Origin of the sequence: Dyadobacter sp. LHD-138 (assembly GCF_030929615.1) — a bacterium.
In the GTDB taxonomy this organism is placed as follows: Bacteria; Bacteroidota; Bacteroidia; order Cytophagales; family Spirosomataceae; genus Dyadobacter.
Genome location: NZ_JAVFVU010000028.1, coordinates 35312 through 50052, shown reverse-complemented (window position 1 = coordinate 50052; position 14741 = coordinate 35312). Strand labels below are relative to the sequence as shown.

Sequence of the window (14741 nt, the reverse complement as noted above, 5' to 3'; positions counted from 1 at the left end):
TGTACATTTAAAATACCTATCCAATTGGTAAGCATATGTTCAAAAATTTTAAATTTATTTATAGGAATACCTGCTTCTTAATTCTTCTGTTTTCTATCACTTCATGGAAACAGCAGGAAGATGGTCGCATGCATTATAACCTTAGTGGCGACGATTGGCGGGTTGTTTCTGCCAATGCAGGCGAAGGCGAAAAGAATAAATATTATGCCCATCATTATCCCGTTTCACGTGCGATGCCTGCGAGAGTTCCGGGGGATATCCATTGGGATTTGATGCGTGCCGGTGTGTTGCCGGATATATTTGTTGGCATGAATGCGAAGAAAACTTACCCCTATGCATCGAAAGAATGGTGGTATAGAAAAGCGTTTACAATTGATCATAAAAAATGGGGAGGTAAAAGGATCAGGTTAAATTTTGCTGCGGTGGATTATTCAGTGAAAATCTGGCTTAACGGACATTTCCTGGGCAGCCATGTTGGCCAGTTTACCCCATTCTCCTTCGAAGTCGGGGATGAGATAGATTTTGAAAAGGAAAACGAACTGATCGTTTTGATACAGCCTGCACCCGAAAATATCATGAACGCTTTTGTGAACGGCAACAGATGGGCAACCAACGCTTATGCTGTTATCAACGAAACATTGAAATTCTGGAAGTCTCGTACCATGACAGGCTGGGACTGGGGAACACGTCTGTGGAGCATGGGGATATGGCAGGATGTAGTTTTAACAGGCACTGAGGATATCAATCTTGACAGGCTGCTGATTTATACCGAAATAGAACCGCCTTACCAGCGGGCCAAACTTCATATCAAACTGGATCTGGATTGTAAGGAACTGCGTGATATCAAACTGGTGTATTCCGCAGAAAATATTAACGGAAAAGGACCCAAAGCAAGCAGTGTACAGATTGTAAATGCCGGAAACTCAAAAAAACAAATTGAGCATACGATGGAAGTAAAAAATCCTGCATTGTGGTGGCCTAACGGATATGGCGAGCAAAATTTATACGAGCTGAAAGTCACGGCCATAGACGTAAAAACAGGACAAGTGCTGGATTTGGTCAATAGTCGATTTGGCATTAGAAATATAAAAGTATTGGAAAACCCGGGCGCGGAGGATTATTCTCAGCCGGATAAAACGATCAAATACCTTACTCAAATCAACGGGCAACAGCTATTTTTGCACGGAGGCAATTGGCTCCCAGCCGATTTGTTGTATGGGCGTCCCGGAAAAAAAGAGTATGAGCACCTGATCAGGATGGCTTCTTTGGCAAACTACAATGTTTTGCGAATCTGGAGTGGCGGGCTTATTGATAAGCAATTGTTTTATGATTTATGCGACGAATACGGCATCCTGGTTTATCAGGAGATGCCCAATGTTTTTGCAGCTCCTCTGGATACACCTGAGATATTGAAAAATATGGCGCAGGAGCAGCGTGAAGTAATGCCATTACTGATCAATCATCCGTCCGTTTTTCGATATGGGTTCGGGAATGAACTGGATTTGTTCCGTGAAAACAGTGTTCATGTGAGGCAGTATGAGGCAATTTGTGCAGAACTGGATCCTTATCGTCCGGCACACGGATCGGATCCTAATCCCGTATACCAGCGACACGGGCCTTATTCATTTGCCTTTCCGGCCGGATATGTTACCTATAACACCGGACAACCGAAAGATCACGGTCCGGTCAATGCCATTGAAGTTACGGAATATAGTGTGTCCGGGGCTTCTTCTTTTGAAACCTTACAAAAAATAATGCCGGAAAAAGTCCGTTGGCCCATATCTTCTCTGGACACGCTAAAAAAGTTACTTCCCGACTTTCCAAAAGAGCTGACACCTTTGCCGACTGCGATTGATTCCGTTTGGCTCTGGCATAACGGCTTGGCATCATTTGGTCCTTTAACCTGGTTGGCTCCCGATATTTACCGGTCCTTATTTGGCGAACAGCCTACCCTGGAAGAAGAAATAAGGTCCAGCCAGTTTGCACAGGCTGAGGGGTATCGTTATGCAAACCAGACGCATCGAAGAGCCAACTGGCATCGAAGCGGAAGTTATATGTGGACTTTCAATGAGCCCTGGCCCAATGCGGCCCATGGCTCTATTGTTGAACATTACGGCAGACCGAAAATGGCTTTTTACTATACCCGTAATTCGTATGCCCAGATCAATGTGAGTGCAAAATACAATACGATTTCTCTGCACCCGGGTGATACCTTAGGGCTTCTGTTATTTGTGCACAATGCGCGGCCGCATGGAATAAAACAGGCAACCTTGAAAACCCAGATTCTGGATTTGAACGGTAAGTTGTATTTTACAAAAAGCAGGGTAGTGGAAATAGGGGCAATAGCGTCGCAAAAGGTAGACAGTATCCATTTTAAAGTGCCGAAGGAAGCGAACGATAATGTTTTGCTGGTTCGCCTCGACCTCACGGATCATGCCGGGAAATTACTCTCTTCGGAAACCTATACGTTTGGCGTCAGCGCTTCTCATAGCAAAAGTCTTCCCTATATGGCGCCTATGTTACATGCGCCCAAAGCAAAGCTGGATTTATCTGTTACACAGGGAGGAAAAGAGCGTTGGGGGGCGGAGTCGATGGATGTTTATAGGGTAAGGATAAAAAATACTTCGTCGGTGCCCGCATTATTTGTACAGCTGGGATGTAACGCGAAACCTGATGAAGTTTATTTTAAAGATGGTTACTTTATTATGCTGCCGGGAGAGGAAAAGATGGTAGACGTATTGGTTTCGCCCCGTGTAAAGAAAGTCTTCAATGTTGCTGATATACATTTACTTAGCTGGAATACAGCAAAATCAAATTTCAATTGGAGTAAACATTAAGTGACTTTAATTCAATTTTTCGATTATAAACCGTTGCCGGATGTCTTTTATGTAACGGGTATTATTCTATTTTTTATGGAAATATTCTTACATTGTAAATAGCTTAATAAAATCGGATAAATGAAGTCTCAGCTCATACAGAGGGTTATTGATGTTAACAGTTCACTGGCCATACAAAATTATTCTGCCGAAAGTTTTCTGAAAGTTTGGCATTATCATTCCGAACTCGAGTTGAACGTAATTCATGAAAGTACTGGAACAGCCTTTGTCGGGGACAGCGTCGAGCGGTTTGAGCCGGGTGATGTGGTTCTGGTGGGTAAAAATCTGCCTCATCTTTGGCTAAATGACGAGATTTACTTTGAAAAGGGTTCTGATCTTACGACAAAGGCGCACATTATTCACTTTCTGGATGATTTTGCGGGAGGATTATTCCAGATTCCTGAGATGATGGAAATTAATAAACTGATTGAGCGTGCCAAGCTGGGGATTAAATTTATTGGCATTGGGAACAGTATGATAACAGAGAAAATTGCAAAAATGATTGAATGCTCAGGTTATGAGCGGATTATGTTGTTTATCGACGTATTGAAGCTATTATCCGGTCATAAAAAATACAAGATACTTTCCAGCTTGGGTTATACGGAGTCCATCAGTGGGGTGAATAAAGATAAGTTGCTGCCGGTTTATGAATATGTAATCAATAACTTTAAGCATGACATTAAGCTGGAAACGATCGCCGCCCTGGCGCACATGAATACATCTTCTTTCAGCCGTTACTTTACCAGCATTCACAAGAAAACTTTTACGAAATTTCTCAATGAAATAAGAATTGGCTCCGCATGCAAAATATTGATCAGAAACCGACATATCGCTTCGGCCTGTTATGAATCGGGTTTTAATAATATATCGAATTTCAACAGGCAGTTCAAAGCGATTAAAAAAATTACGCCGTCTGATTATGTCAGGCTGCATTCCATTGTTTAATGTTTTAACCTCAATGAAATCAAAAGAAATGCACGTGGCCCTATTAGAGGAATAGGCAGTACTTATATTTTGTAAGTAGCTGTGGACAATTGGCTATATGCGATTAGTTTAGTAACCGAATGATTAATAGCTTATTATAAAAATCAATAATATAAACTAATTTTTCACCACTACTTATAAAAATTGAACGCTTTGTTAAGTCCGGGTTTTTGAGGTTCTTTTCCGGCGTGCTCCTTTGCAGTTTTCTATCCCTATCGATCGTTTTATGAACTCATTTTTTAAACTGGCCATTTTTATTTCCTTTTTTTCTTCTGCCAATGCGCAGGATCCTGCTTTTGTAAAGGAGTCGTTAAAACCTTTTTGGAAAGGAAAAATGCTGCACAATGAGTCCGTAATGATGATTTCCAGACAGGGCAAACCGGCAGAGGCAACGCTGCTGTTTAAGCCTCGGCGCATTATCTCGATAAAAAACGCGGGGCTCAATATCGAATATAAAAGAGGGGTGGATTGGGACTATAAAGATGGCAAACTTGTGTTGCTGCCTGGCTCCAGCGCCATATTTATGAAGGATACCGAGCTTTATTCGGATACGGCCAAACGTTCGTTTCCAAAGAAAGGCGGCGGGAAAATACTTTTTGCCGAAGGCGCCTTTTTTCATGAGAAACAGCTTTCGGTAACATATAAGCATAAAAAAGGTATCTGGAAAGGTCCTGTACCGGTTTTTCAAGGAGAAAACCTGCCACACACCTACGGGCTTCTGAAGAAAAAGGAGGCGGTTCATATTTTGTTAAATGGTGACAGCATTGCAGCGGGGGCCAACGCAAGCGGACGAAGCAACGCCGCGCCTTATTTGCCTGACTGGGGCATATTGATCCAGGAAAGTCTTAAAAATTATTATAAAACAGAGATCAAATTTACCAATTCTGCCGTTGGGGGAATGGACTCGGAATGGGGCAAAAAAAATGTGGAGGATCTCATTGTTAAACATCATCCGGATTTGTCCATTATTGCCTTTGGTATGAACGACGGCACCGGAAAAGTAAGTCCTGCCAAATTCAAAGCAAATATTTCGGATATGATCAATGGTGTGCGTAAGGACAATCCTAACGCCGAATTTATTCTGGTTGCAACCATGCTGCCTAATCCGGAATCATTTTTCACCGGAACACAGCCCGAATTCAAAAAAGCGCTTGAAGAACTGACAGGCCCGGGCATCGTACTGGTTGACATGACAGAAGTGCATCGGGAACTTTTAAAACGCAAGTCTTACCAGGACCTGACCGGGAACAACATCAATCACCCGAACGATTTCCTGATCAGGTGGTATGCACAGGAAATCGCAGGGGTTTTGATGCAGACCGGTTATTAAGTCTTCGCTTAACTTAAAAAGGAGGTTTTTTATCCCGTAAAAAAGCGAAAACCAGTAATCTTCATGCTGATTTTATAGGGATTTACACGCGTGGCTGAACAGGTAGTCAGTCACGACGGTTTCTTGTTGATACAAGAGCCAGTATGATTGAAATATTTTACATACAAAATGTGAATTGATAAAATGATTATACATACATTTGCGTAATTAATAATCTTTTATAACCGGAAAACCTGACCTGATGAAAGGGACAAACCTGGGAGAATTTGAAGAGCTGGTGCTGCTGACCATTGCAGCATTGGTTCAGGAGGCCTATAGTGTAGCCATTTGTGATGAGCTGGAAAAACATACCGGCAGGGTTTCCAAGCTTGGTGTCGTGCATACTGTGTTAAACAGGCTGGAAGAAAAGGGCCTGGTTAAAAGCAGAATGGGAGAGGCTACCAGTGCCCGGGGTGGAAAACGCAAGCGATATTACGAAGTAACACAGACCGGTAAAATAGGGCTGATGCGGGCTAAAGAAGTACGTGATGGCTTGTGGAACATTATTCCGACATTTAACATCGAGATCGCTTAATGAAAACGAATTCTAAAAAGGAGAGTCAGGAAAATAGTCATCCGCCGCGCTGGGCGCAGCGGTTTCTGGCCTGGTATTGCCGCGCCAGTTTACTGGAAGATCTGGAGGGCGATCTGAATGAGTATTTCGACAGGAATCTGCGGATGAAGGGAGCCCGGTATGCACGCATGATCTACATGATCGACGTGCTTAAATTTTTTAGGTCCTACACGGTCAGAAAGCCTGATTTTCTCAACCTTCAGATACACTACCTGATGATTGGCAGCTACGTGAGAACCTCGCGCCGCAGTTTGGTGCGTAATAAATTGTTTTCGTTTATCAATATTATTGGGCTCGCTGTCAGCATGTCTGTTGGGCTTCTGGTCATCGCGTTTCTTGCCGATGTACATGCCTATGATGATTTTCAGGAGAAGAAGGACCGAATCTATCGGGTGATTACCCACCAGCAGGGAGGCACAGGGGCTGGCATGGATCTCGCCTCTACTTCGGTTAAAGTCGGACGGAAATTACGCGAAACCATTCCGGGCGTGGAGGACTTAACAATCATCAGGGGCGGATTTTCCGGGGATGCGCAGATTGGAGAATCTACTTTTCCTCTTGAAGCCAAGTGGGCCGATCAGTCTTTTTTTAAGGTCTTTACTTTCCCGCTTGTGGCGGGCGATCCGGCGTCCGCGCTCAAAGAACCCTATTCGCTCGTACTGACTCAAGAAACAGCCAAGAAGCTGTTTGCCGATGCCGATCCGATGGGCCAGACCGTCCGTTTCGACACGCTTGACTATATGGTAACCGGTATTGCAAAGGACGTGCCCCATCTTTCTCATTTGCGGTTCGATGCGCTCATTTCTTTCGCTTCGGCAGATGCCACGAACGGAAAAACAGATCAATATTTCTATAACTGGGACAGTGTTTGGTCCAACTACGTGTACCTGACCTTGCCGGAAGGGGAGAGCCCCGCTGGCGTGCAGCGTGCATTGGACAGGCTCAGTGCAGAAGAAAACAAAACCTTGCGGGACCAGCGGGTGAACGTATCGCTGCAGCCGCTCAAAGACGTTACGCTGGGAAATCATATGTCCAATAACATTGGCCCTGCAACAAGTCCGCTCACGGTGTGGACATTGGTCGGACTGGCTTCCGTTATCATTCTTTCGGCCTGTTTCAATTACACCAATCTATCCATTGCCCGTTCGCTCCGCCGCTCCCGTGAGGTGGGGATGCGTAAGGTCATGGGGGCGCAGAAGAGCCATGTACTGGGTCAGTTTATGGCCGAGTCGGTTATCGTCGCCTTGCTGGCGTTGTTGATCTCCTTTGTGCTGTACTACTTGTTTTTACGGAAGGAATTCCTGACACTCGGCCCTGATATTTCCGAACTGGTTACGCTCGATCTATCGGTCCGGTCTGTACTTTGTTTTGTTATATTTGCAGTAGTTACCGGCCTTGCCGCAGGATTTCTTCCCGCTATGTTTTTATCAAAAATCAGTGCCGTGACGGTTATGAAGGATACCTCTGGGCTTAAAATTTTTAAGCGTGTCGGACTGCGAAAAACGCTGATTGTCGTACAATATACCCTCTCGCTGATATTTATAGCCACAACGATGATAGGGTATGGACAGTACAAAGGTTTTTTGAATTTTGACCTTGGCTTCACGACCGAAAACGTATTGAATATTAAATTGCAGGGAAACGACGCTGCGGTATTGAAAAAAGAACTGGCTGAACTTCCTGAGGTAAGGGAAATATCACAATCGATGATGATCACCAGCGTAGGAAGTGCGTACGGAGCCTTGATGAAATACCAGCCTGGCGATTCCGCTATGGTATGGCAGAATATGATCGATGAGCATTACTTGCCTGTTCACAAGCATAACCTGCTGTCGGGCGCGAACTTCACCCTGCGACCGGAAAAAGGAAAGGAAAGTGAAGTCATTGTGAACCAGCAGGTGTTAAAGCGTTTCAACATTGCAGGGCAGGATGCCCAAAAGGCGCTCGGGCATTTTGTAACGATAGACGGACAGAAGCTGGCCATCGTTGGGGTGTTAAAGGATTTCCATTATGGTACTGTTGAAAACAAAATAGAGCCCGTTATCTTCCGTTACGCCGGGAGTCAGCCGCGGGGTTACCTGAATCTCAAAATTGCTTCTCAGGATCAGGATGCTACTTTGGCTAAAATCGAAAATGTCTGGAAGAAATTTGACAAGATACACCCTTTGGATGCCCGTTTTTACGATAACCAGATTGAAGGAGCTTATAGCCAGTTTTCTATTATGCTCAAGATGATCGGTTTTGTAGCTGTTCTGGCAATTTGTATTGCTTCGCTCGGATTGTTAGGCATGGTCGTATTCACAATTGAAACCAGACTGAATGAAATTAGCATACGTAAGGTGCTGGGAGCCAGTGAAACCGAACTCGTTTATCTTCTTTGCAGGGGATTTCTGCTTCTACTGGCCATTGCGGCTGTTATCGCACTGCCTTTAACTTATTTGTTCTTTGATAAGATTATTCTGACCCGTTTCGCCTACCATCAACCCATAGACCTGAGTGACCTGCTCGGCGGATCGGTGCTGGTGATGCTGCTGGCTTTTCTGATGATCGGTTCTCAAACGATGAAAGCGGCCAGAAACAACCCTGCCAAAGTGCTCAAAAGCAATTAACTACTTAAAAATAAGGCTGATTACCGGTGCTTACGCGTGCCGGGAATCAGCCTTGTAATGAAACCCAAAAGTCAGGGGTCCGGCTTCGCTTCTGGTATGGGCGATTGGTTGTAACCACCGAATGTGATGGTCAAACCGATTCTTTGACCATCCCATTTATTTGGTCGTATATAGTTACACGGTATTGTTTAGTTTTTAAATAATACCGTGTAACGTTTAAGGTAAATCATTAGACCATGAAGCAAGATATGATGACCATTTATGCCGCGCAAAGCCCGGATAACCTGGTTAATTTTAATAAAATGATGAATGGAGGCAGTAATTATCATGTGATCAGAAACCACATAACCTTCAAAATGGGATCCTTTAAAAGGCGGGCCTGGTTTCTTATTAAAGCAATCCGGATCTTGAAATGTCTGTTGAAGCAAGTATTTACAACTACACCAGAATGGGGGCATTTAGATATGCTGTCGATGGGATTCCGTGGCAGACGGACAAGTTTTCGAAAACACCCGGATCTGGTTTATCTATAAAATAAAATTAATGTATTGGTATTAATGTCTTTTCGGGATATCGCCCCGTCGTTCCGGGCTAACAAGGCTGATCTGGGATAAGGTACCTTTGTCATGTTAAAATAAATTTAGCCCTGACAAAGGAAACACTGATTTATATCATTCAGTCTGAGGCAGGGCATATTTCTAAATACCTAAGAAACATGAGAAATACATTAATGAAATTGAAGTTTTTGGGAGCCATGGCAATGATCATGGTGGTGACTGCCGCTTGCAGTCGTGCCCCCCAGATTGGTTATGACCGCGATGAATCTGTCAACCTGAAAAGTTTCAGCACATTTAAGGTGGAGGCTGAAAAGGAAATAGCCAAAGATCCCGTGCTGGGAAGTGAACTTAATCAGAGAAGAATGACAGCGGGCGTTACCCAAGCCATGGAAAAGAAAGGTTACGTTGTGGATGAGCTGAATCCCGAGATTGTAGTCCGTTTTACAGTGGATGTTAAAGATCGCCAGGAGGTGCGCGGTGGCAATAACTATTATCCATACAGACGCTGGTGGAATACGCCGGGCAATGATATTTCAACCTACAACTATCAGGAAAGCAGATTAATTGTCAATATCTATCAGAAAGGGACAGATCGTATGATCTGGCAGGGATGGCTATCCGGAGAGGTAAAACCTGCGGGTAAAAAAGACAATGCAGATGAAAAGTTGAAAAACCTGGTACTCGAAATCCTTGAGACATTTCCGGAGTCAGCCAGCATATAAAACAGGTGATTTAAATTGGACAGAAAAATGATCAGACACATAAAATATTCCATTCTTGCATGCGCTTTATTTCTTGCAAGCTGCAGTACAGGATACCATAGCCCGAAAATATCAAAGGAAGCGGATTTCGCGATCGGAGATTATAGTACTTTTGGATTTCAACCCAAGATGGCGGATGGAGACAGTCTCCCCGAACCGTTTTTGAAAAATATAGCGCTTATCAAGAAAGCCATTGCGGATAATTTAGTTTCCAAAGGGCTGCAAGAAAGTCAGGATCCCGCTTTAATTATCAATCTTTCGGCCCTGATGGAAGATAAAGTGCAGACAAGACAAACCGATTTTCGGACAGACGGTTTACCGCGCTACACGGGACAGCGGCGTTATTCCTGGAAAAGTGAGGAAGTGCCTGTTGGTAAATACAAAGCGGGTACACTCTTTTTAGGCATATCGGACACCCGGCAGGACAAGCTGGTCTGGCGTGGAGCAATAGATAATATTCTTCCGGCGAAAGAGGCGAAAATCCAGGCAAGACTGGTGAAAGCCGTAGATGATTTGCTGAATAAGCTTAAATAAAACGTGACAAAATAAAGAATCCTCCCGGAAGCACTGCTGCGGGAGGATTCTTTATGAATGAATACCAAGTCATTACTATTTAATCCCCTTAACATGGTTATTTTTAATATCGACCTGTGTTCTCTCCTTTAACTTTTGCGCAAATAGCCAGTCAAGTAGACCAGGCGTTTTTTTGATACGCTCGTTGATATCGTGTGCTGCATCGGGATACTCTGTATACAGGGGGTGTCCGCCCATTTTCTTTATACCGTCGATCATTAAACGTGAGCCGATCACCGACACGTTCCTGTCTTTTGCGCCATGAAAGGCCCATACCGGGACATCAATACTGTTTTTGGCAAGTGCAGGGTTTCCTCCTCCTGAAATGGGAATTGCAGCAGCAAACATATCGGGCCTTGTATTGATAAAATACCATACGCCATACCCACCCAGCGAATTTCCCGTAATGTAGCGCCTGTCCTTATCAATGGGTAGTTTCTGCTCCAATTCATGCATCGTCTCGAACACCAATGAGTCCACGGCCGGAAGATCAGGTATACCGCCCCAGCTTCTTTCATGGGGACATTGAGGAACCAAAAGAAAAGCTGGGTATTTAATCCTGTTCTTGTACTCAGAGAGTAATTGGACGGTTAAAGACCCGACCACCTGTTTGATGTTATCATTTCCACATCCTGAACTTCCGTGAAGGCAAATGACCAAAGGATATTTTTTTGTTGAATCGTAATGCAACGGTTTTAACAATCGATAGGGCAACCTTTCACCCTTGCTGTTTGAGAAAACATGAGCTTCAAATGGCTGGGCAAGCTCTTTCAGATGCTTATCAATCCGTTCTGGGCCATTGCGCAATGCCATGCTTTCTGTCACCAGTCGCGGACCGAAAAAAAGACCAGCGCATAAAGCGATAAAGGAAACGAATCCCATTACCGCTACCAGAGATTTTTCGCCGATTTTATTCGAATCTTCCGCGGCCGCCTTTTCATGGGCAAAATTGATGGCAAACAAAACATAGGCGAGAATAGCCGATAGCGAAGCCCATCGTTCTACCTTCGCCAAGGCTCCTCCCTGCATGAAAGTGGTTGAATTTAAGCCCCATATCATTGAAAAAAGGAGTATCAATCCTTGTAGCAGCAAGATGATTCCCGCCACCCTTAACCAGGGTCTTTCGCCTGTTTTGGAAACGATCAGGCCTCCCGCATAAAAAACATTTATGGTCATCGAAGCCAATATAGCAACTATAAAGTAATCAGATAGTTGCCTGGTCGATAGAATGCTACTTAACGAAAGCAAAACGAGGAATGAGGCTATGATAGAAGCAATCAGCGTTGCAAACGAAAATCCATAGCCTTTAACATGATAATATTTCAACAGGATCAGCGACCATACCAGTGAAATCAGGAATTCAAAAGTAAGCAATCCGCCCAGTAAGCTTAACTCTCCTGTCCGCGCGCCAAGCACGAAAAAGACGGCGATTTTCAGGAAAGCAACCCCGATATATATGAGCGTAAAAAATAGTGCAGATGAATAGAAGCTTCGGGTCATAATTTTTAATTAAAATGAAACCGGAAATACTTATCATAAAAAAGTAGTGAAACTGAGATCTACTTCGTTTTGTTCAAAAAACTTTTTATGTCATCGTCAGTATGCTTTAAAATTTTGTTAAAAGTTTTAGGATACTAATCCGAATCTTACGAAAACCGGATTTTTGGGGCGCTTAGAAAGTAGAAGTCGGAAACCGATGCTTTTTCATACAGTATGCATGCAAAAAATAGGGCTATGCAGATAATCTTGTATCATACAAAACCTGAATTTAAACGAAAAACATTTAAAAGATGCCCTCTGCAAAGACTTTAACAATCAGTTATAAAAATGATGATAACTGGTTTCCTCAGGTGGCGCCCCAGCTGAAAGCTACTTTTGACGAAGATAGCTTATCATTTGACAATGAAATAGGCAAGGGGAATTTCTACCGGGTGGATATAGATCTCGGTTTGCGGGTCAGAAAAATAGAAGTGGTATTTCATAAGACCGTCATTTTTAAACGTAAAAGCACGAAAAATCCGGGATATTATGTTTTGGTGTCGAACCTGAGTGAGCAGTACCTTGAAACCGAGACCGGGCAGCAGCAGTTCAATCTTGGTTACGGGAGCGAAAATGGTTTGTATTTTAGCTCGCCGCTCCTGACAGCGTCCTATACATTTCAACCGGGTATTCACTACCACCTGATCTTTATCATCCTCTCGCACGAACGTATCAGGAATTTTATTACCCGGCAACCGGAAACACAGCAAGCGCTGCTTTTATCTTTTGTCGATAAAAACCGTCCTGTGTACCATGTAGAATGTCTTGATGTCAATGCGTTGAATCTTTTAAAAGAAATTGACAAACATTTGCATGGTGACCGGGGCAACAATCTGCTGATACATGCCCGCACCCTTGAACTTTGTTACCACACCCTGCAGCGTGTAGAAAAACGCCAGGGCAATACCCAGTCGATAGAAATTCATAGAGACGATGTTTTGAAGCTCAACGAAATACGTCGCTCCCTGCTTGACAGCTATCAGGAGTCCTGTCCGCCTATCAGTGAAGCGGCACAGCGCGCAACGATGTCACCGACTAAATTTAAAACACTTTTCAAACAGATGTTCGGGCATTCCTATTACCAATTCTACAAAAATGTCCGGATGCACAAGGCCAGGGAATTGTTACTGGTAGAAAAAATGAATGTTTCCGAGGTTGGTTATTTGCTGGGTTATAATAATCTCAGCAAGTTTACGCGCGCTTTCAAGCATGTTTTTTCCGTTACTCCCGGCAGATTAAACGGACCTTAAATATTTATTTTTGGCAAATCGATACTGCGCTCATTTTACAATGAAATCCGGGTGAAAAGCATGTTTCAATTTTGGCAATTGTTCATATTATCACTATTTTTAGGAATTAACTTTGATACACCAATTTGCGCTGATCATGAATAAACTTCCTTGGGCAAAATACCTGTTCAGTATTTGGATCGTTGCCCCGGTGGCTGCCATTACGGCGAAATTCGTAACCAACAGCTTGTACGTCCTGGTGCCGCTTTCTATTGGTCTTGATTGGGTTTCCGTAAAAAGTTTAGCCAAAATAAACGGTTATCGGTAGCATGGATTTGATGGATGAGGAAATTTTATATGCAGCAAAAGATGCAAGATATAATCATGCGCTGGTGCTGAAAAGTTATTTGGATGAAACAATTTAAGTCTAACAAAAAAGTAAGTAAGTAGGAATGGGATTTGTTTTTGGAATGGCATTTGAAAAGATGTATTATTTCTCAATGTTGATTTTGATAGCATTGCTGTGCAACGGATGTGGGAACAGGCAAGAGCCCTTGCAAAGCAAAAGGGTTAAAACAACAGAAACGATTGCTGATTTGGGCGCGCTCCCCGTCAAGGTAACGGAGCCGAAGAACAATCCGTCAACACCTGAAAAGGTGCAGCTGGGCAGGTTGTTGTTTTTTGATCCTATCCTTTCCGGCAATAAAGATGTCTCCTGTGCAACCTGTCATCAGCCGGAATTCAACTATGCCGAATTCATGGAAACGTCAATCGGTGTCAACGGGGTAGGGAGCGGCAGTAACAGAAGGTTTATTGCCGCCAACGATATTCCATTCGTAAAACGGAATTCGCAAAGTGTCCTAAACACGGCGTTTAATGGCATAAAAAATGAGGCAGTGTATGACCCGGAAAAGGCTCCGATGTTCTGGGATTTACGAATAAAAAGTCTGGAGTTGCAGGCATTGGAACCCATCAAAACGTTGGAGGAGATGCGCGGCAATGGCTATCACGAGGACAAGATACTGGATGAGGTCATTATGCGGATCCGAAAAATTCCGGCTTATCAAACGTTGTTTTCCAAGGCATTTTCCGGGGAATCGCAGCCGGTGAACCAGGTCAATTTATCCAGGGCGATCGCCGCCTACGAGCGGACGCTGGTCGCCACCAATACCCGGTTTGATCAATACATGCGGGGAGATAGCAACGCTTTGTCTTCCAGTGAAAAGGACGGACTGAATTCATTTTTGGTCACAGGCTGTGCAAAATGCCATTCCGGACCTATGTTTTCCGACTATAAGCTGCATACGCTGGGCGTCCCCGACACGGATAACCGGAAAGAAAGCGATTCCGGGATTGGTAATAAGTATGCATTTCGCACGCCTTCGCTGCGGAATCTTCGGTATACGAGTCCTTACATGCACAGCGGTAAGTTTAAAACGCTCGACCAGGTGCTGCTGTTTTATGAAGATGTTGCGGGTGGTAAGATATTGAATCCAAAAGTAAAAACGGCACAGATGGATACGCTGGCCACGCACATGGATGTGAATTTTAAGGATATTTCGCGGATCGTCGAATTTTTGAATACGCTCAATGATGATTCTTTCGACAAAACCATACCTGCTTCTGTGCCAAGCGGCCTGCAGGTGATGGGTCTTTGAGTTAAACAATTA

The 14741-nt window shown here is 43.8% G+C and carries 12 protein-coding genes; 11 read left to right on the top strand and 1 reads right to left on the bottom strand.

Features of this window, described 5'->3' with window-relative positions; all coding sequences use genetic code 11:
• Nucleotides 1-35: 35 nt before the first annotated feature.
• The 8 genes from RB622_RS19795 to RB622_RS19760 all read left to right on the top strand — a co-directional run bounded on the left by RB622_RS19795 (nt 36) and on the right by RB622_RS19760 (nt 10264).
• Nucleotides 36-2837, top strand: a complete 2802-nt coding sequence (locus tag RB622_RS19795; RefSeq protein WP_308048350.1) for a glycosyl hydrolase 2 galactose-binding domain-containing protein — start codon at nt 36-38, stop codon at nt 2835-2837.
• Between the two features lie 120 nt (nt 2838-2957).
• The gene (locus RB622_RS19790; protein WP_308048349.1) at nt 2958-3821 is read left to right on the top strand and encodes an AraC family transcriptional regulator; all 864 of its coding nucleotides are present in this window, start codon (nt 2958-2960) and stop codon (nt 3819-3821) included.
• Nucleotides 3822-4086: 265 nt separating this feature from the next.
• Nucleotides 4087-5190: an SGNH/GDSL hydrolase family protein gene (locus RB622_RS19785; protein WP_308048348.1), complete on the top strand. Its 1104-nt coding sequence runs from the start codon at nt 4087-4089 to the stop codon at nt 5188-5190.
• A 241-nt stretch (nt 5191-5431) separates the two neighbouring features.
• Nucleotides 5432-5764 (top strand): helix-turn-helix transcriptional regulator, encoded by a 333-nt coding sequence (locus RB622_RS19780; RefSeq protein ID WP_308048347.1) that lies wholly within the window; start codon nt 5432-5434, stop codon nt 5762-5764.
• The gene (locus RB622_RS19775; protein ID WP_308048346.1) at nt 5764-8412 is read left to right on the top strand and encodes an ABC transporter permease; all 2649 of its coding nucleotides are present in this window, start codon (nt 5764-5766) and stop codon (nt 8410-8412) included. The genes RB622_RS19780 and RB622_RS19775 overlap by 1 nt, the downstream gene beginning before the upstream one ends.
• Before the next feature lie 236 nt (nt 8413-8648).
• Entirely contained in the window at nt 8649-8945 is a 297-nt protein-coding gene (locus RB622_RS19770; RefSeq protein WP_308048345.1) for a hypothetical protein, read from the top strand.
• Nucleotides 8946-9127: 182 nt separating this feature from the next.
• Entirely contained in the window at nt 9128-9691 is a 564-nt protein-coding gene (locus RB622_RS19765; protein ID WP_308048344.1) for a DUF4136 domain-containing protein, read from the top strand.
• A gap of 27 nt (nt 9692-9718) precedes the next feature.
• A complete protein-coding gene (locus RB622_RS19760; RefSeq protein WP_308048343.1) occupies nt 9719-10264 on the top strand; it encodes a DUF4136 domain-containing protein in 546 nt (181 codons plus the stop codon).
• 75 nt (nt 10265-10339) lie between these two features.
• Here RB622_RS19760 and RB622_RS19755 read toward each other — a convergent pair whose 3' ends face one another.
• Complete coding sequence (locus RB622_RS19755) at nt 10340-11803, bottom strand: alpha/beta hydrolase-fold protein (protein ID WP_308048342.1); 1464 nt, start codon at nt 11801-11803, stop codon at nt 10340-10342.
• Between the two features lie 290 nt (nt 11804-12093).
• Here RB622_RS19755 and RB622_RS19750 point away from each other — a divergent pair, with 290 nt between their 5' ends.
• The 3 genes from RB622_RS19750 (at nt 12094) to RB622_RS19740 (ending at nt 14729) form a co-directional block, all read left to right on the top strand.
• The gene (locus RB622_RS19750; RefSeq protein ID WP_308048341.1) at nt 12094-13092 is read left to right on the top strand and encodes a helix-turn-helix domain-containing protein; all 999 of its coding nucleotides are present in this window, start codon (nt 12094-12096) and stop codon (nt 13090-13092) included.
• A gap of 136 nt (nt 13093-13228) precedes the next feature.
• On the top strand, nt 13229-13399 hold the full coding sequence (locus RB622_RS19745) for a hypothetical protein (protein WP_308048340.1): 171 nt from the start codon (nt 13229-13231) through the stop codon (nt 13397-13399).
• A 124-nt stretch (nt 13400-13523) separates the two neighbouring features.
• Nucleotides 13524-14729 (top strand): cytochrome-c peroxidase, encoded by a 1206-nt coding sequence (locus RB622_RS19740; protein ID WP_308048339.1) that lies wholly within the window; start codon nt 13524-13526, stop codon nt 14727-14729.
• The last annotated feature ends 12 nt before the right edge of the window (nt 14730-14741 follow it).

What these genes read in the sequence shown, in the direction of transcription:
- RB622_RS19795 (WP_308048350.1), top strand. Translation starts at nt 36, where the DNA reads ATGTTCAAAAATTTTAAATTTATTTATAGGAATACCTGCTTCTTAATT.
- RB622_RS19790 (WP_308048349.1), top strand. Translation starts at nt 2,958, where the DNA reads ATGAAGTCTCAGCTCATACAGAGGGTTATTGATGTTAACAGTTCACTG.
- RB622_RS19785 (WP_308048348.1), top strand. Translation starts at nt 4,087, where the DNA reads ATGAACTCATTTTTTAAACTGGCCATTTTTATTTCCTTTTTTTCTTCT.
- RB622_RS19780 (WP_308048347.1), top strand. Translation starts at nt 5,432, where the DNA reads ATGAAAGGGACAAACCTGGGAGAATTTGAAGAGCTGGTGCTGCTGACC.
- RB622_RS19775 (WP_308048346.1), top strand. Translation starts at nt 5,764, where the DNA reads ATGAAAACGAATTCTAAAAAGGAGAGTCAGGAAAATAGTCATCCGCCG.
- RB622_RS19770 (WP_308048345.1), top strand. Translation starts at nt 8,649, where the DNA reads ATGAAGCAAGATATGATGACCATTTATGCCGCGCAAAGCCCGGATAAC.
- RB622_RS19765 (WP_308048344.1), top strand. Translation starts at nt 9,128, where the DNA reads ATGAGAAATACATTAATGAAATTGAAGTTTTTGGGAGCCATGGCAATG.
- RB622_RS19760 (WP_308048343.1), top strand. Translation starts at nt 9,719, where the DNA reads ATGATCAGACACATAAAATATTCCATTCTTGCATGCGCTTTATTTCTT.
- RB622_RS19755 (WP_308048342.1), bottom strand. Translation starts at nt 11,803, where the DNA reads ATGACCCGAAGCTTCTATTCATCTGCACTATTTTTTACGCTCATATAT.
- RB622_RS19750 (WP_308048341.1), top strand. Translation starts at nt 12,094, where the DNA reads ATGCCCTCTGCAAAGACTTTAACAATCAGTTATAAAAATGATGATAAC.
- RB622_RS19745 (WP_308048340.1), top strand. Translation starts at nt 13,229, where the DNA reads ATGAATAAACTTCCTTGGGCAAAATACCTGTTCAGTATTTGGATCGTT.
- RB622_RS19740 (WP_308048339.1), top strand. Translation starts at nt 13,524, where the DNA reads ATGGGATTTGTTTTTGGAATGGCATTTGAAAAGATGTATTATTTCTCA.